Origin of the sequence: Sandaracinus amylolyticus, from assembly GCF_021631985.1 — a bacterium.
GTDB lineage: Bacteria > Myxococcota_A > Polyangia > Polyangiales > Sandaracinaceae > Sandaracinus > Sandaracinus amylolyticus_A.
Genome location: NZ_CP070225.1, coordinates 2,884,298 through 2,902,090 on the forward strand (window position 1 = coordinate 2,884,298; position 17,793 = coordinate 2,902,090).

Below are 17,793 nucleotides of genomic sequence, written 5' to 3' on the forward strand. Positions count from 1 at the left end.
CGCGCCCTACCCCGCGCGCCGCGAACGCGTCAAGCGCGGGTGCTCACCGCAGCGTGCGGAGCACGCGGACGGGAGGACCCGCGCTGGCCGAGCCGATTTTTGGCTCACCACGGCGTCTCGACGCGGAAGCACCCGCCGGGCAGCTCGCAGAACGTCTGCAGCTCCGAGCCCTGCTCGCTCGTCGTGACCACCGCGATCACCGTGATCGCGACCGCGATCGCCACCGCGCCGCCGCCGATCGCGATCCACGTGACCGGCTCCTCGTACCACTCGGTCGTGTCCGGCGTGTCGGAGAGCATCTCGGGCGGCAACGCCTCGAGCGTGAGCTGCAGCGCTTCGCGCGTGCCGGCGCGCGCCTCGATCTGACGCACGACGTCGGCGTAGCCGCGATGCGCGACGCGCAGCGAGTGCGCGCCCTCGAGCAGATCGAACTCGACCGGCGCGTCGCCCATGAAGTCGCCGTCGATGTAGACGTGCGCGCCCGGAGGCTCGGTCGTGACCGAGAGCACCTGCGAGAGCGGGAACAGCTCGACCGAGACCTCCGTGCGCTGCCCCGGCGCGACGTGCACGACGTCGGTGAACTCGGTGTAGCCGGCCAGGCGCACGCGGAGCGTGTGCGAGCCCGGCGCGAGCGAGATCGGATCGAGCGGCGTGGTGCCGACCGGCTGCTCGTCGACGAACACCTCGGCGCCCGGCTGCGTCGCCTCGAGCACGAGCGTCCCCTGCGCGGGCTGGCGTGGGGGACGACGTCGCTGCGCGTCGGCCGGCGCGACCATCGCGGACCACACGAGGGCGCCGAGGAACGCTGCGAGCGCAGCACGAAGGACGAGCACGCGCCTCATCGTACGGGTGATCACGAGGCGAGATCCACCACGACGGTTTGCTACCCTCACGCGACGATGAACGCTGCGCTCGATCCCGCCGACGATCTGATCTCGTACGTGAACGCGTCGCCGACGCCCTGGCACGCGGTCGGCGAGACGATCCGCAGGCTCGAGGCCGCGGGCTATCGCCGCCTCGACGAGGCCGAGAGCTGGAGCGTGAAGCCCGGCGATCGCGTCTACGTCGTGCGCGCGGGATCGTCGATCGCGGCGCTGGAGATCGGCGACGCGCCGCCCGAGACCGCGGGGTTCCGCCTCGTCGGCGCGCACACCGACTCGCCGAACCTGCGGGTGAAGCCGAACGCGCAGCTGAAGCGCTCGGGGCAGCACCAGATCGGCGTCGAGATCTACGGCGGCGTGCTGCTCTACACGTGGCTCGATCGCGACCTCGCGCTCGCCGGTCGCGTGATGGTGCGCGCGGGCAGCACGCTCGACGCGCGCCTCGTGCGCTTCGATCGCGCGATGCTGCGCGTGCCGAGCCTCGCGATCCACCTCGATCGCGCGGTGAACACCGAGGGCCTCGTGCTCAACGCGCAGAGCCACATGGTGCCGCTGCTCGCGCTCGAGTCGGGCGGCACGCTCGACTTCAAGGCGATGCTCGCGGACGCGGTGCGCCGCGACGGCGAGAGCCTCGCGGCCGGCGACGTGCTCGCGTTCGAGCTCTGCGCGTACGACGTGGTGCCCGCGACGCGCGGGGGCGTGCGCGGCGAGTACGTGTTCGCGCCGCGGCTCGACAACCTCGCGTCGTGCCACGCGTCGCTCGCGGCGCTGCTCGATGCGCCGGCGGCGCCGCACGTCACGCGCGGCGTGTTCCTCTTCGATCACGAAGAGGTCGGGAGCATGAGCGCGCAGGGCGCCGACGGGCCCTTCCTCCGCGACGTGCTCACGCGCATCTGCGCCGCGCACCCGAAGGCATCGCGCGATGCGCTGCCGCGCGCGCTGGCGCGCTCGTTCTTCGTGTCCGCCGACATGGCGCACGCGCTGCACCCGAACTACGCGGACAAGCACGAGCCGCAGCACCAGCCGCAGCTCGGCGGCGGCCCGGTGATCAAGTCGAACGCGAACCAGCGCTACGCGACCGACGCCGAGGGCCAGGCGCGCTTCGAGCTGTGGTGCGCCGAGGCGGACGTCACGCCGCAGCGCTTCGTGACCCGCACCGATCTCGCGTGCGGCAGCACCATCGGTCCGATCACGGCGGCGGGGCTCGGCATGCGCGTGGTCGACGTCGGCAACCCGATGCTCTCGATGCACTCGTGCCGCGAGATGAGCGGCGCCGCCGACGTCGCGAAGATGATCGCGGTGATGCGCGCGTTCTTCACCGCGCGCAGCTGAGCCGCGGGACCCGAACCGATTCCGAGGCAGCTCGAGCCGGGTCCTCGCCTGACGAAACCGATTTCGACCCAGCCCGAGCCGGGTCCTCGTCTGCCGAAACCGATTTCGACCCGGCTCGAGCTGGGTTCGATTCGGTTCGAACCGACGCGCAGGCAGCTCGAGCCGGGTTCGATTCGGTTCGAAACCGACTCGCAGGCAGCTCGAGCCGGGTTCGATTCGGTTCGAAACCGACGCGCAGGCAGCTCGAGCCGGGTCCGATTCGGTTCGAACCGACGCGCAGGCAGCTCGCGCCGGGTCGATTTCGGTTCGAACCGACGCGCGGGCAGCTCGAGCCGGGTCGAATTCGGTTCTAGCGGCGCTCGGCGAGCGGGAGCGCGGAGAGCTCGCTGATTCGCTCGCGGACGTCGTCCATCAGCGTCTCGAGCGGCGACGAGGTCACGACGCCGGCGGGGATCGGCTCGCCGACGTGGATCACGATGCGGCCCGGCACCGCGGCCGCGGCCTCGCGCGGCCACACCGCGCGCGACCCGCGGATGCCGATCGGCACGATCGCGACGCCGGCTTTGCGCGCGAGGTGGAAGCCGCCCTTCTTGAAGCGCTGGACCTCCATCCGCGCGCCGCGTGTGCCCTCGGGGAAGACGAGCAGCGGATTGCCGGGGCGGAGCCGGCGCGCGGCGTCGTCGATCGTCTCGACGGCGCGATCGTGCTTCGCGCGATCGATGAACACGTGCCCGCCGGTCTCCATGATGCGGCCGAAGAGCGGCACCGCCTGGAGCTCGCGCTTCGCGAGGAACACGGGCAGCACCGGCAGCGCGATGAACAGCGCGACCACGTCGGCGTGGCTCTGGTGGTTCGCGATGAGGACGCACGGCTCGTCGCGCGGCACCCGATCGACGTCGTGCGCCTCGACCTCCATGCCCCAGCCGCGCGCGAGGCCTTGGGCCCAGAGGCGCGTGTGCCGCTCCAGCGCCTTCGCGTCGTGGCGCAGCGCTTGGTACCCGAGCGCATAGGAGCACATCACGCTCGTCCACGAGAACGTGATCAGCGCGTTTCCAGCGAGGCGCGCGCGCACGGGCGGAAGATACGCGGCGGCGGGCGCAACGAGCAACGATCCGCTACAAGGCGCGCGATGCGCTCCGTCGTCGTGTCGCTCCTCGCGTCGATGCTGCTCCCAGCGATCGCCGTCGCGCAGACGACGAGCGAGCCGCCCGACGCACCCGCCGAACAGGCCGCGCCTCCGGAAGAGGCGAGCGAGCCCGCGACCCCGACCGAGTCGGCGCCGGAGAGCGCGGAGCCCGAGGCCCCGCGGGTCGCGCCGAAGGTCGCGGTGATCGTCGTCGGCGATCCCGATCCCGTGCTCGTCGCGAGCGCGGTGGAGATCGAGGCGCGGCTCGCGCTCTCGGGCGATCTGCGGCTCCCGTCGGACACCGCGCTCCGCGCGGCGCTGCGTGGCGACGCGGGCGCGCCCGAGGACGGGCTCGACGAGGTGCGACGCGAGCGCCGTCGTCTCGGGCTCGGCGAGTCGAGCGATGCGCCGGTGCTCGGACGGCTCGGTCGTCGCGCCGGTGCGGTGCTCGTGCTCGCGCTGCGCGAGGGCGCGGAGGGACCGGAGGCCGTGGCGCTCGACGTGCGCACCGGGCAGTTCTTCGAGGGCACGCTGCCGCTCGCGGAGATCGATCCCGAGCGCGTGGTGAGCTTCGTGACCCGGCGGGCGCGCGTCGCGGCGCGAGGTGCGGTCGCGGCGCCCGCGGAGCCCGAGACGACCGAGCTGCCGGCGCCCGAAGTGCCCACTGCGGCCACCCAGGCGACCGAGCCGGAGGACGAGCCCGACTGGTTCGAGCAGAACTGGCCGTACTTCGCGGCAGGTGGCCTGCTCGCGGCCGCGATCGTGTTCGTCGTGGTCGTCGCAGCGGACGGCGGCGACCCGCCCCCGATGCTACGGTTCCAGCCCGGCGTGCCGATGGACTAGCGGCACGTCGAGGCCGACCGGCATGCGCCTGCTGTCCTCGCTGCTGACCGCGTTGCTCCTGCTCGTCGCGCCCGTCTCGCGGGCGCGCGCCGACGACCCTCCGGTCCCCAGCGACGTGTCGCTCGCGCAGTTCGAGGCGAGCGCGCTCCCAGAGGCGCCGGAAGGCTTCGTCACCCGGGTCGTCGGGGAGGTTCGCTGGGACCATCCCCGCGCCGCGAGCCCGCTCGTCGACGAGCTGGTCGCGACGCTGGGGCGGGAGTGGCCGCGCATCGAGCGCGAGCTCGGCCGGGACATCGACGACGCGCTGGTGATCCGCATCGCGCGCGATCCCGAGGAGATGGCGGCGCTGGCGCCGCCGAGCGCGCCGCCCCCGGGATACGCGGTGGGCGTCGCGTACCCCGCGACCGGGCTCGTGCTGCTCACGCTGAGCGCGCCGAGCACGTGGGAGCGGCCCTCGGTGCCGCAGGTGCTCACGCACGAGCTCAGCCACGTCGCGCTGCATCGCGCCGCGGCCGGACGCCCGGTGCCGCGCTGGCTCTCCGAGGGGCTCGCGATCCACCAGGCGCGCGAGCGCTCGTTCGAGCGCGTGCAGACGCTCTGGGAAGCGACGGTCCGAGGCACGCTGCTGCCGCTCGACGATCTCTCGCGCGGGTTCCCGGCGCAGGCGCACCGCGTGAGCGTCGCCTACGCGGAGAGCGCCGACTTCGTCGAGTGGCTGCGGCTGCGCGGCGGCGACGACGCGCACTTCCGCGAGCTGGTGTCGCGCATCGCGCGTGATCAACCGTTCGAGACGGCGGTTTCGCAGACGTGGAGCGCCGGGATCGGGCAGCTCGAGCACGAGTGGCGCGAGGGCCTCTCCGAGCGCTACGGCGCGATGCCGCTGCTGCTCGGGACGGGGCTGATCTGGGCGCTGATCGGCGTGCTGGTGGTGCTCGCGTGGTGGCGCCGGCGTCGCGACGCGAAGCGCACGCTGGATCGCTGGGGCGCCGAGGAGGCGACCGCCGCGCGCGCTGCTGCGGTCGCGCGGATCGCGGTGGTCACCACCACGCGTCCGGTGCGCGATGATGCGACCGCGGACGACTCGGATCCGAGCGACGAGGACGACGACTCGGACGACGGAGACGACGACGCGAGCCCGCCGCGTGAAGCGAGGGGCCCGCGCGATCCGCACGTGCCGACGATCGTCTGGGAAGGCCGCAGCCACACGCTTCATTGAGCGTGTGTGGCGCGTGCGGGCCCCCGGCGGGTCAGCCCTTCTTCTCTTCGGGATTGATCGGGAACTTCGGCGTGCCGGCCTTGGTGCGCTCGCGCTTCTGGGCGCGGCCCACGGTCGCGCGCTTGGCGCGGCGGCGACGCTCGGTCTGCTTCGTATTCGAGACCATGGTGCGGGTACTCCTCCAGGAGGCGCGGGGTCTAGTCGAGACTCGCTCCGCAGTCAACCGCCGCAGTGCGCGCGGACGAGCTCGCGGTAGCGCGCGAGCAGGCGAGTCGTGATCGGGCCGGGGCGCCCTTCCCCGATGCGCACGCCGTCGACGCCGACGATCGGGACCACCTCGCGGAGGCTGCTCGTCAGGAACGCCTCGTCGGCGCGCTCGAGATCGCGCGCGAAGAGGATGGTCTCGCGCCAGGGCACGCCGAGATCGTCGGCGGCGCGCAGCGCGTAGCGACGGGTGATGCCGCCGAGGATGCCCATCGAGAGCGGCGGTGTGCGCACCTCGCCTCCGGTCACGACGAAGACGTTGCTCGTCGTGCCCTCGGAGATCTCGCCGCCCGCGCCGAGCATCATCGCCTCGTACGCGCCGCGCTCGCGCGCGGTGGTGAGCGCGAGCATGTTCGCGACGTACGCCGAGACCTTCGCGCCCGCGGCGCTCGTGTGATCGGTGGCGCGCTCGACGCGCACCGTCGCGACCTCGACGCCGCGCGTGTGGAGCCCCTCGGGCCACGCGCCGAGCGGCGCCGCGATCACGACGCGCAGCGGGTGCTTCGCGGGCGTGGGATCGATGTTGAGCGGCCCGCGCCCGCGGGTGATCACGACGCGCACGTAGCACTCGGGCTCGCCGGAGCGCGCGATGGCGTCCTCGATCTCGCGCTCGAGCACCTCGATCGAGACCGGCATCACGATGCCGAGGCCCTCGCACGATCGTACGAGCCGCTCGAGGTGCTCGCGACCCGCGAACGGCACGCCGCCGTAGGTGCGCACGACCTCGAAGACCGAGTCGCCGAAGAGGAAACCACGATCGAGCACCGAGACCGTCGCATCGGCCTCGGTGCACGCTCGCCCGTCGATCGAGATCGAAATGGGCACTCAGGCCCTGAGCGACGAGAGCAGCGCGCTCGCCTGGCGGTGCCCGTTCTCCTCCGCGAGGGCGCGCTCGAGCATCGAGATCGCCTTCTTGGGATCGCCCTGCTTGGCCGAGATGTCGCCCAGGTAGAAGTAGACGTCGCCCTTGGTGATGCCGGACTGGCCGTCGAGCTTCTGGAGCAGCAGCGCGCGGAACGTCTTCTGCGCGCGATCGTAGTCGCCCGTCGTGTAGCAGAGGCGGCCGAGGTCCCGGAGGATCTGCACGTTCGTGAGATCGACCTTGAACGCGGCGTCGTACGCGTTGAGCGCGCCCGTCGTGTTGCCCATGCCCTCGAGCGCCTGGCCGAGGCGGTGCTGGTAGAGCGCCACCTCCTTGCTGCGGCGCGTGCCGTACGACGCGATGATCTTCTCGAGCACCGGGATCGCGTCGCTTTGACGTCCCGCCGCGATGTAGAGGTCGCAGAGCGGGAGCAGCACCTCGCGGTTCTCGGGATCGAGCTGCACCGCGCGCTCGAGCCAGCTCGCCGCGCCGGCCGCGTCGCTCAGCTTGGCCGCGTGGAGATCGGCGATGCGCTTGAACAGCGCGATGCGATCGGCGGGCTTGCTGAACGACGCCTCGTCGAGCGCGAGCATGTGCGCGAGCTCGGCCCAGCGCTGCGTGCGCTCGTAGAGCGCCTTGAGGCGCGTGCGCACCTCGGCGTCGGCGGGATCGGTCTCGTGCAGGCCGCGCAGCGCGCGCTCGGCGCGTGCCTCGTCGTTCAGCTTCGTCGTCGCGAGCTCGACGAGGCGGAACGACTCCTCGCGGCGCTCGGCGTCGGCCAGCGTCGGCAGGAGGCGCTCGATGGCGTCGGCCGCGTCGGCGTGGCGGCCCGCGGCCGCGTGGAGGCGCGCGAGGGCGCGCAGCGAGGCCTGGCGCGAGGGATCGTGGTCGAGGATGCGCGCGTGCACCTCGGCCGCGGCGTCGGTCTCGCCGCCCTTCTCGCGCGCCTCGGCGAGCCGACCGAGCGCATCGAGCTGCGTCGTCACGTCGGTCGCGTCCGCGACGCGACGCTCGAGCAGCTCGACGAGATCGGCCTGGCGACCATCCGCCGCGTAGAGGCGCTCGAGCTCGTCGAGCGCGTCCGCGTTGTGCGGATCTTCGCCGAGGATCTCGTGCAGCTGATCGATCGCCTCGGCACGGCGGCCGAAGCGCGTCTCGGAGAGGCGCGCCAGGCGCACGCGCGCCGCGATGCGATCCGCGGGCGTCTCCGCGATGTCGAGGCGTCGCTGGATCAGCTCCTCGAGATCCGACCAGCGCTCCGCGCCCTCGTAGAGCGTCTCGAGCTCGCCGATCGCGTCGAGATCGGTCGCGACCTCGTCGATCACGGCGCGCCACGCTTCGATCGCGCGGTGGGGATCGCCGACCGGGCCCGCGAGCGCGTGCGCGAGCTGGCGGCGCAGCTCGACGCGGCGATCGGGATCCGACTCGACGTCGATGCGGCGCTCGAGCAGCTCGACCACCACCGGCCACGCGCCCGCGGCCATGCGGAGGCGGATGAGATCGTCGAGCGCGAGGGCATCGCTGCCGTCGGTCTCGAGGATCGCCTCGTGGAGGGTGATCGCCTGCGCGGTGTCGCCGAGCGCGCTCTCGGCGAGACGGGCGGCGTCGCGGAGGCGGTCCTTCTTCGCGACCTCGTCGTACTCGACCTCGGACCACGCGCGCAGCGCGCCGACGAGATCGGCCTCGCGACCCGGCGCGCGCAGCAGCTCGACGAGCTGCGCGTGTGCCTCCGCGGTCTCGCGATCCGCGATGATCGCGCGGCGCAGCGCGCCCTCTGCCGCGCCCGCATCGCCGAGGCGATCGCGGTACCAGCCCGCCGCGCGCAGCTCGAGATCGCGACGCGTGACCGCGTCGAGATCGTCGCTCCCGCTCGTGACGCGCTCGATCAGACCGCGCAGCGACTCCCAGCCGCTCACGATCGTCGCGAGGCGCTCGAGCTCGCCGAGCAGGCCCTCGTCGCGGCGATCGATCTCGAACGCGCGGATCGTCGTCGCGAGCGCCGCGCTCGGATCGCGCAGATCGTTCTCCTGCAGCTGCGCGAGCTCCTGGAGCAGCGCGACGCGCTCCCCGCCGTCGTCGGCGAGGCGCACGCGCACGTCGTAGAGCGCCGCCATCTTCTGGGTCGAGCTGGTGCGACGGTACGCCGCATCGAGCGCGTCGACGGCCTGCGCCGCGAGATCCTCGTCGGCGAGCAGGCCCTCGACCGCGCCGATCGCGCGCGGCTCGTCGGGCTGCGCCTCGAGCACCTCCTGGAACGACGTGAACGCCGCGTGGCGATCGTTCTGGCGCTCCCAGCGCAGCGTGCCGAGGCGCACCAGGAGATCGATGCGCGCCGTGCCGTCGTTCGCGAGCTGCACTCGACGCTCGAGCACCTCCGCGAGGTCCGGCCACGACTGCGACTTGAGGTAGAGCCGATCGAGCGCGCCGAGCGCGTCCTCGTCGTCTCCGACCTGCTCGAGCGAGCGGCGGTACGCCTCGATGGCGCGCGCGTCGTCGCCGAGCTTCTCCTCCGCGATGCGCGCGAGGCGCCCGTAGAGGTTCTTCGCGATCTCGGGATCCAGCGCCGACGAGCCGCGTGCCGCGAACACGTCCGCGACGCGATCCCACCCGCCGAGCGGCGCCGCGAGACGCTCGAGATCGTCCGCGGTGCGCAGGTCCGAGGGGTCCTCGGCGAGCGCGCGACGGTACGCCTCGAACGCGGCGTTCGCGTCGCGACGACCCTGCTCGTGCACCTCGGCGAGCGCGCGCAGACCGTCGCGCTTGTCGATCGGATCGCCGCTCGCTTCGGCGGTGAGCTCGAGCACTTGCGCGAGGTCGTCCCAGCGGCCCTGCTCGCGCAGCAGCGGCAGCAGGATCTCCGACGCGGCCTGGCGATGATCCTCGAGCCGCACGATGCGCAGCAGCGAGGCGAGCGTCGCCTCGTGCCGCGGATCGATCTCGAGCACCTGACGGTACGACTCGATCGCCTCGGGCGTGTCGTCGAGCTCGCGCTCGAGCACCTCGGCCGCGCGATGCAGCAGCGCGACGCGCGACGCGGCGTCGCCCGCCATGCCCGCCTGCAGGCGCAGGTTCTCGAGCAGCTCGGGCCACATCGCCTGGCGCTCGTAGAGGCGCGCCAGCGAGGTGACCGCGGTGGCCTCGCCCGGCTGATCCTCGAGCACGCGCACGAACGCTTCGATCGCGGTCTCGGCGTCGCGCAGGAACTCCTCCGCGAGCTGACCGAGGCGGAGGCCCACTTCGGCGCGGAGCTCGGGCTCCTGCTCGAGCTCGACGCGGCGCTTGAGCACCTCGGCGAGCGAGGCGTGATCGCTCGCGTCGGAGAACAGGCGATCGAGCGACTCGAGCGCGACCGCGTCGTTCGGATCCTCGGCGACCGCCTGCTTGTAGATGACGATCGCGCCGCCGCGATCGCCGAGCAGGTCCTCCATCACCGAGCCCGCGCGGCGCAGCAGCTCGCCGCGCTCGATCGGGTCGTACGAGCGATCGACCTTGCGCTTGAGCACGTCGACCATGCCGCGCCAGTCGCCGACCATCGTGTGCAGCGCCTCGAGCGCGTCGAGCGGGCTCGCGTCCTCGGGGTCGTGCTCCGCGAGGCGCTCGTAGGTGACGATCGCCGCGCGCGGATCGCCGCGCTTCTCGTCGTGCAGGCGCGCGACGGTGCCGAGCAGCGAGCTCGTGGTCGCGGGATCGGTGCTCGCCGCGATCGCCTGCTCGTACGCGATGACGAGCTCGTTCCAGATCTCGAGCGTCGCGCCCAGCCGATCGACCTCGGCGCGCACTTCCTCGTTGCCGGGATCGAGCCCCATCGCGCGCGCCATCGCGTGGAACGCGAGCGAACGATCGCGCCCGCGCTCCTCGTGCAGGCGCGCGATCTCCTGGAGCAGACGCACGCGATCGAGCGCGTCGTCGGAGAGCGCGACCTGCGCCTCGTGCACCGCGATGCGCTTCTTCCACTGATCCGTCGCCTGATAGATCGGCTCGAGGATCTGGATGATGCGGAGCTGGTGCTCGGGGTCGGTGACGAGCCGCTCGAGCTCGGTCACCGCGGGCAGGTGACGCGGATCGTCGCGCGTCACGTCCTCGAGGAGATCGATCGCGGCGGTCTTGTCGCCCAGCTTCTCCGCCGAGAGCACGGCGAGGCGGTGCTTGAGATCCGCGGCCTGCTTCGCGTCGGTCGTGAGATCGATGCGGTGCCGCAGGTGATCGGAGAGGTCCTGCCAGCGCTCGCGCGACGTGAGCAGCGCGTCGAGCGCGATGGTCGCGCCCGCGTGCGCCGGCTCGAGCGCGATCACCTCGCGGAACGCGTCGATCGCGCGATCGGCGTCGCCCTTCTGATCGCGCAGCACGAGCGCGGTCTTCTCGAGGAGCGACACACGATCGGCGTCGCTCGGCGCGACCTGCGCCTGCTCGTCGTAGAGCTCGAGCAGCGAGTCCCACTGCGACGTGCGGCGCAGCAGCGACTCGAGCGCGCGGAACGTGCCCTGGTCCTCCGGCGAGAAGCGCAGGGCCTTGCGATAGAGCTCGGCAGCCTTTGCCGCGTCGTTCGTGCGCTGGTCGTAGAGCTGCGCAGCCATCACCGCGAGGCGCTGCGTCGTCTCGTCCTCGACGCCGCCGTCCTCGATCGCCCCGCGGTACGTGTCGGCGAGGCGATCCCAGCGCTCGAGCACCTTGGCGAGGCGCGAGAGCGTCTCCCACGCGCCCTCGTCGCGCGGATCTTCGCGGAACAGACGCGCGTAGACCGTCATCGCGCCGTCGAGATCCTCGAGGTAGTCCTCGTGGACCTGACCGAGGCGCTGCAGGAGCGCCTTGCGGCCCTCGAGCTCGGTCTCGCCGGAGAGGCGCGCTTCGAGCGCCTCGACCACGCGCGGCCACGCGAGGCGCGTGAGGTAGATGGGCTCGAGGATCGCCGCCGCCGCAGCGCGGTGCTCCTCGTTGGTGCGCATCAGGTCCTGGAGCTGCTCGACCGTCGGCTCGTGGGGCGCACCGAGCGAGAGCGCCTCGCGGAACTGCTCGATCGCGGTGGAGACGTCGTCGAGCTTCTCGCGGTGCAGGCGTCCGAGCTTGAAGCGCAGCTCGACCGCGAAGCCGACGCGCTGCTCGAGCATGCGCTCGTAGAGCGCGGCGAGATCGCTCCAGCGCTCCGCGCTGCCGCTCGAGGACGCAGTGTACAGCCGCTCGAGCGCGACGTACGCCGGCGCATGGCCAGGGTCCTCGCTGAGCACCTGCTCGAGCGCGTCGATCGCGGCCGGCAGCTCGCCGGTCTTCGTCTCGCAGAGCTCGGCCTGGCGCATCAGCAGCGTCACGCGATCGCGTCCGCTCGCGAGCTCCGACTTGCGACGGAGCACGTCGAGCAGCGCTGCGTGATCGCCCGCCTCCGCCGTCATCTGCTCGAGCGCGTCGAGCGCGCCCGCGTGATCCGGCTGGTGATCGAGGATCCGCTGGTAGTAGCCGCGCGCGAGCTCGGCGTCGTTCAGCCGCCGACGCGCGGTGTCCGCGATCTTGCGGTAGCTGTCGATCTGCAGATCGCCGTCGCCCACGTCGGGCGCGACGTCGCGCAGGAGCGCCACGTAGTCGGCCCAGCGATCGCTCGACGCCGCGAGGCGCTCGACGTCGCCGAGCAGCACGTTGACGTCGGGCTCGCCCAGGCCGGCACGCAGCGCGCGCGACGCGAGATCGAACGCGCGTCCCGGCTCGCTGAGCCCGATGTCCGCGACCTCCGCCGCGCGACGCAGCGCACTGAGGCGCTCGCTCGGATCGTCGGACTCCGCGAGCACGTCGAGCGCGTCGAGCAGCGCGGGGTACGCGCCCTGGGCCTCGAAGCGCGGGCGCAGCACGCGCGCCGCGGCGAGCCGCGAGCTGCTCGCGGGATCGCTCATCACCTCGCGCAGCGCGGTGACCGCGCCCTCGTGCGACGGCAGCGCGTCGAGCACCTCGGCGTAGGTCTCGATCGCGCGCTCGAGCTCGCCGGTGCGCTTGCGCATCAGCTCGGCGCCGTGGAACCGCAGCTGCGCCTTCTCGGCCGCGCCGGGCACGAGGTCGTGCACCATCTGCACGACCTCGAGCAGATCGCTCCAGCGCTCCGCCTGCTCGTAGAGCCGGGTGAGCGCGGCGAGCGCCGCGTGATCGGGCCCGAAGCGCTCGATCACCTCGTTGTACGCGACGATCGCGTTGTCGCGATCAGTCAGCTTCTCGTCCCAGATCGCGCCGATGCGCAGCGCGATCTGCTTGCGCTCGCCGTCGCCCGACGCGAGCGCGTCGCGGCTCTGGAGCACGCCGATCAGCGGCTGCCAGCGACCGAGCTGCTCGTAGAGACGCTCGAGCGCGGCGAGCGCGCCGACGTCGTCGGGGTCGAGCTCGAGGCGCTCGTTGTGCACCGCGATCGCGCCCTCGAGATCGTTCTGCTTGGTCTCGAGCAGCTCCGCGAGGCGCACCAGCAGCGAGCGGCGCGTGCCCGCCTCGTTCTCGAGCTTCGCCTGGCGGCGCAGATCCGCCGCGAGCTTCGCGTGATCGCCGCGCGAGCTGTGGATGCGCTCGAGCGAGCGCGACGCGCGCAGGACCATGTCGGGATCGTCCGACGCGACCTCGACGAGGCGCTCGTACGCGCGCTCCGCGCGCCCCACGTCCGACAGCTTGTCGTCCCAGAGCGTCGCGACCTCGAGCAGCAGCTCGGACTGCAGCGAAGGCTGTCCCTCCACCGAGTCGATCGCGCGCTCGAGCACCGCCGCGCGGCGCGCGTCCGCGCCCTGCATCGTCGCCACGCGCGCGAGCTCGGCGCGCGCACCGCCGTCCGCGGGATCGCACTCCACCGCGCGCGACCACGCGCCGAGCGCGGCCTCGTTGTTCGCGAGCCGGTTCTCGTGGATCTCCGCGATGCGCGTCAGCAGCGAGAGGCGCGTGCCGGGATCGTGGATCTGCTCGAGCTGCACCTCGAGCACGCGCGCGAGGTCCGCCCACGCGCGCCGCTGCTCGTGCACCGGCTCGAGGATCAGCGCGATGCGATGACGCTGCTGGCGATCGCTCAGCAGGCGCTCGAGCGCGTTGCGCGCGCCCTCGTGATCGCCGTCGAGACGGATCACCGCCTCGTAACGATCGACCGCCTGCGCGGGCTCGCCGAGCTTCGACTCGTGCAGCGCGCCGAGGCGGAACGTGAGCGACGTGACGTCGCCGGTGCCCTCGATGATCTCCTGCTCGAGGAGCGCGGAGAGGTCGCGCCAGCGCTGCGTGCGCTCGTAGAGGCGCTCCAGGGCGCGACGGCTCGCGGCGTGACCGGGCTCGAGCTCGAGCACGTCGCGGTACGCGCGGATCGCGAGCTCGGCGTCGTCGATCAGCTCCTCGAACAGGAAGCAGACCTGCAGCAGCAGATCGAGCTTCGCGTCGGCGTCGACGGTCTGCGCGATGCGGTTGCGATAGAGGACCTGGAGGTCGTCCCAGCGCTCCGCGTTCGTGTAGAGCTCCTTCAGCGCGAGGAAGCTCGCCTCGCTCTGGGGATCGCCCGCGATCACGCGGCGATGGAAGGGCTCGGCGTCCGCCGGACGACCGAGCACGACGTCGTAGATCTGCGCGACCTTCTCGGCGAGGCGCGTGAGGTCCTCGGCGGGCATCTCGCCCGCTTCGATCGCGGTCGCGATCGCCTGCGCGAGGTGCTCGTGCTTGTGCGCGCGATCCGCCGCCGCGAAGAGGCGCTCCCAGATCGACTGGTCCGCGGGCGCGTCGAGGAACGCGCTCTCGAGCGCGGCGTACGCCGACTCGGGATCGTCGACGCGGCTCGAGCTGAGCTCCGCGAAGCGGAGCCGCAGCTGGCGCTTCTCTTCCGCGCTGGTCGCCGACGCGAGCCGGCGCTGGACGCTGGCGCGCAGCTTCGACCACTCCCCCGCAGCCTCGTACGCGCCTTCGAGCAGGCGCGCGATCGCGTCGCGCTGCTCCGCATCGAGCGCATCACCCGCGAGCAGCGTCTCGAGCGACGCGATCGCCCGGCGATCCGCCTTGCGCGACGCGAGCACCGTCGCGAGCTCGTCGATCGCCGCCGCCGCGTCGGGCGCGCGCTCCACGAGCAGCTCACCGATGCGCGTCGTGAGCTCGATCTTCTCGTCGTCGCTCGGCGCGAGCTCGCGGCGCTTCTTCGCGATCTCGACGACCTCGCTCCACCGCCCCGCGCGCTCCGCGAGCCGATCGAGCGCGAGGAGCGCGTCGCGATCGGTGGGATCGATCGCGAGCGCGGCGCGCCAGTGCTCCGCGGCCGACGCCTCGTCGCCGAGCTCGCCCTGCTCGAGCTTCGCGAGCTCGTGCAGCAGCACCCAGCGATCGGTCTCGTCCTTCTCGTGCTCGATGCGCGAGAGGAGCAGCCCACGCAGCTCGCTCCAGCGCGCACCGGTGCGATAGATGCGATCGAGCGACTTGATCGCCTCGGCGTCGCCCGGATCGTCGGCGACGATGTCGCGAAGCTGCGCGATCGCGCGCTCCACGTCACCGAGCCGCTCGCCCGCGACGCGCGCGATCGATCGACGCAGCCACAGGCGCTCGTCGCCCGGCGCCTTCTCGAGCCGGATCGCGAGCGCGTTCGCGAGGCGATCCCACGCGCCCGCCTTCTCGGTCGCGATCCACAGCGCGTCGCGAACCTCGCCGACCACTGCGGCGCCCTGGGAACCAGCCGCGAGCGTCCACGCCTCGAGCTGATGGCGGAACGCGGCCTGCGCGTCGTTGAGGTGATCGCCCGCGATCACCCGCAGGCGCGAGAGCAGCGCGACGCGCTCCTCGATCTCCTGGGGATCGATCGCCGCGAGCACGACCTCGTAGAGCGCGGGGAGCCGGCTCCACTTCTCGTCCTTCTCGTAGAGCGCGATCAGCTTGCGCGCCGCGCGCTCGTTCACCGGGTCCGCCGCGAGCACGCGCTCGTAGCTGCGGAACGCGCGGTGCGGCTCCTGGATACGCTCCTCGTAGACCGCGGCCGCGCGGAACGAGAGCGCGATCTTCTGCTCCGCCGAGTCGCTGCGATCGGCCGCGTTGCCGAGCACCTCGGCGAGACCGTCCCAGTCGTTCTGCTCGGCGTAGAGCGCCTCGAGACCCTCCCAGTCACCCGCCGCGACGAACGACTCGCGCAGCGTGCGCAGCGCGCGACCGTTCTTCGGATCCGCCGCGAGCACGCGCTTCCACGCGCTCGCCGCCTTCGTGGGATCCTTCGCCTGCTCGCCGTAGAGGATGCCGAGCTTCGTCAGGAGCTTGATGCGCTCCTTGTCGTCGGGCGCCGCGCCGTTGTTCTCCAGCGCGCTCACGCGTCGCTCGAGCACCTCACCGAGCGTCGACCAGTCCTTCTCGCGCTCCGCGAGCTTCTCGAGCGAGTCGAGCGCCTCGGCGTGCGAGGGCTCGTGGCCGAGCACTTCCTTCCACAGCGAGATCGCGTCCGCGTGGCGGTGCAGGCGCTCGCCCGCGACGCGCGCGAGCTCGATGCGCATCGCGTGGCGCTGATCGACGTCCGCCGCGAGCTCCGCCTCGGCGCGCTGCACGTCGAAGAGCTGCTTCCACGCGCGCTTCTTCGTGTAGATGTCCTTGAGCTGCGCGAGCGCCTCGCGATTGCCGGGATCGCGCTCGATCACCAGCTCGAGCGGGCGCGTCGCCTGGTTGTAGTTCGCGAAGCGCTCGATCCAGAGGCGCGCGACGCGCATGTAGAGCGCGACCTGCTCGCGCGGCTCCTTCGCCGCGTCGGCCTTGCGCGTGAGCACCTGGATGAGGTCGTTCCAGCGACCCATCTGCTCGTACGTCGCGGCCAGCGCCTCGAGCGCGTCGCCGTCGTCCGGCGCGAGCGCGAGGATCGCGTTCCAGCTGTTGATCACCATCACGTCGAGGCGGAGGTGATCGCGGTAGATCACCACCATCTCGCGCAGCAGCGCGACGCGCTCGCTCACCGAGTCCGCCGGGAGCGAGTCGACCTCGCCCTTCAGCACCTCGACCAGCGCGTTCCACTTCTCGGTCTGGCGATACAGCTCGCGCAGCGCCCGCAGCGCCTCGGGGTTGCGCGGGTCCTGGCGCTGCACCGTCTTCCACGCGTCGATCGCGCGATCGGCCGCGCCGCTCGCCTGCGCCGCGCGCGCGAGCTCGACCGAGAGCTCGACCTTGAGCCGCGTGTCGCTCGTCACGCGCTGCGCGTCGCCGAGGACGGTGAGCAGCTTCGAGTGATCGCCGGTCTGCGGGAGGTATTCGCGATAGAACGCGAGCATGCCGGGGTGCGCGGGCTCGACCTTGCGCAGGCGCGCGAAGTACGGCTCCGCCTCCGCGGCCGAGCCGCGGAAGCGCCAGTGCACCATGCCGATCTGCAGCAGGATGCCCTGCTCGCTCTCGAGCTTCTGACGGCCGCGCAGCGCGTCGTCGTAGAGCGCGACGAGGTGATCCCACTGCTCGCGCTGCGTGAAGAACTCGACGAGGAAGCGCATCGCCTCGGGGTGCCCCGGGACGAAGTCGAGGATGCGCTCGTAACAAGCCGCCGCGCGCTCCGGGCTCTCGAGCCGGCGCCCGAGCACCCGCGCCGCGCGCAGGTAGAACCCGATGCGATCGTCGCGGCTGCGCGTCTTCTCGGCGGCGTCGAGCAGCACCTGCGCGAGCTCGGCCCACTTCTCGCGCTTGCGGAGGATCTGCTCGTAGAGCTTGTTCGCGCGGGGATCGCCGGCGTCCGACTCGAGCGCCTGCTGGAAGAGGCGATCGGTGTCCTTGTCGCGGCCGCGCTTCTTGTGCTTCCAGACCAGCGTGCCCGCGCTCGCGAGGAGCGAGGTGCGCAGGCTCGCGTCGCTCGACGTCTCCGCCTCGTCGACGAAGCGCTTCGCGATCTCCTTCCAGTTCTGCTCCGACGCGGCGAGCGCATCGATCGCCTCGGCGATCTCGTCGTCACCGGGGCGCAGCGCCTTCGCGCGCTCGTACGCGGCCATCGCGGCCTCGTCGTCGAGCAGCTCCTCGCGGTGGATCCGCGCGAGCTCCTTGCGCAGCTGGGCCTCGCGATCCGGATCGTGCCCGCTCAGCGTCGCCTCGAGGTCGAGCAGCTGTGCTGCGGTCCACGTCTCGGCGCGCTCCTGGTGACCGCGTCGTGCGGCGCCGATCAAGCGCAGCGGGTCGGATCCCAGTCGAGCGGTGTCGCCGCTCTCGATCGCCTCGCGCAGCTCGCGGAGCGCGTCGGAGTGATCGGGGTCCTCCTGGAGGAGACCGAGCAGGTGGGAGACGTCGAGCACGGAGTTCTCCGGACGAGAGGTGGCGTCGCGCGCGGCCCCTCCCCGGAGAGCGCCGCGAG

At 72.3% G+C, this 17,793-nt stretch carries 8 protein-coding genes; 3 read left to right on the top strand and 5 right to left on the bottom strand.

What is annotated here, in order from left to right; all coding sequences use genetic code 11:
- Positions 1–104: 104 nt before the first annotated feature.
- The gene (locus tag I5071_RS11935) at positions 105–833 is read right to left on the bottom strand and encodes a PEGA domain-containing protein (protein ID WP_236605557.1); all 729 of its coding nucleotides are present in this window, start codon (positions 831–833) and stop codon (positions 105–107) included.
- Between the two features lie 66 nt (positions 834–899).
- On the opposite strand from I5071_RS11935, the gene I5071_RS11940 reads away from it, so the two are divergent.
- Positions 900–2,213, top strand: a complete 1,314-nt coding sequence (locus tag I5071_RS11940) for a M18 family aminopeptidase (protein WP_236605558.1) — start codon at positions 900–902, stop codon at positions 2,211–2,213.
- Positions 2,214–2,562: 349 nt separating this feature from the next.
- Here the strand turns inward: I5071_RS11940 and I5071_RS11945 are convergent, their stop codons facing one another.
- The gene (locus I5071_RS11945; protein WP_236605559.1) at positions 2,563–3,285 is read right to left on the bottom strand and encodes a lysophospholipid acyltransferase family protein; all 723 of its coding nucleotides are present in this window, start codon (positions 3,283–3,285) and stop codon (positions 2,563–2,565) included.
- A gap of 57 nt (positions 3,286–3,342) precedes the next feature.
- On the opposite strand from I5071_RS11945, the gene I5071_RS11950 reads away from it, so the two are divergent.
- The gene (locus tag I5071_RS11950; RefSeq protein ID WP_236605560.1) at positions 3,343–4,182 is read left to right on the top strand and encodes a hypothetical protein; all 840 of its coding nucleotides are present in this window, start codon (positions 3,343–3,345) and stop codon (positions 4,180–4,182) included.
- A 22-nt stretch (positions 4,183–4,204) separates the two neighbouring features.
- Positions 4,205–5,398 (top strand): peptidase MA family metallohydrolase, encoded by a 1,194-nt coding sequence (locus I5071_RS11955; protein WP_236605561.1) that lies wholly within the window; start codon positions 4,205–4,207, stop codon positions 5,396–5,398.
- Positions 5,399–5,429: 31 nt separating this feature from the next.
- Here I5071_RS11955 and I5071_RS46590 read toward each other — a convergent pair whose 3' ends face one another.
- From I5071_RS46590 to I5071_RS11965, 3 genes are read right to left on the bottom strand one after another with little or no spacing between them, the layout of a single operon-like run.
- Positions 5,430–5,564: a hypothetical protein gene (locus tag I5071_RS46590; protein WP_268921222.1), complete on the bottom strand. Its 135-nt coding sequence runs from the start codon at positions 5,562–5,564 to the stop codon at positions 5,430–5,432.
- A gap of 53 nt (positions 5,565–5,617) precedes the next feature.
- On the bottom strand, positions 5,618–6,487 hold the full coding sequence (locus tag I5071_RS11960) for an aminotransferase class IV (RefSeq protein ID WP_236605562.1): 870 nt from the start codon (positions 6,485–6,487) through the stop codon (positions 5,618–5,620).
- On the bottom strand, positions 6,488–17,734 hold the full coding sequence (locus tag I5071_RS11965) for a tetratricopeptide repeat protein (RefSeq protein ID WP_236605563.1): 11,247 nt from the start codon (positions 17,732–17,734) through the stop codon (positions 6,488–6,490).
- Positions 17,735–17,793 lie beyond the last annotated feature (59 nt).

Bases quoted from the DNA above. Each gene is read 5' to 3' on its own strand.
- I5071_RS11940 (WP_236605558.1), top strand. From the start codon at position 900: ATGAACGCTGCGCTCGATCCCGCCGACGATCTGATCTCGTACGTGAAC.
- I5071_RS46590 (WP_268921222.1), bottom strand. From the start codon at position 5,564: ATGGTCTCGAATACGAAGCAGACCGAGCGTCGCCGCCGCGCCAAGCGC.
- I5071_RS11955 (WP_236605561.1), top strand. From the start codon at position 4,205: ATGCGCCTGCTGTCCTCGCTGCTGACCGCGTTGCTCCTGCTCGTCGCG.
- I5071_RS11950 (WP_236605560.1), top strand. From the start codon at position 3,343: ATGCGCTCCGTCGTCGTGTCGCTCCTCGCGTCGATGCTGCTCCCAGCG.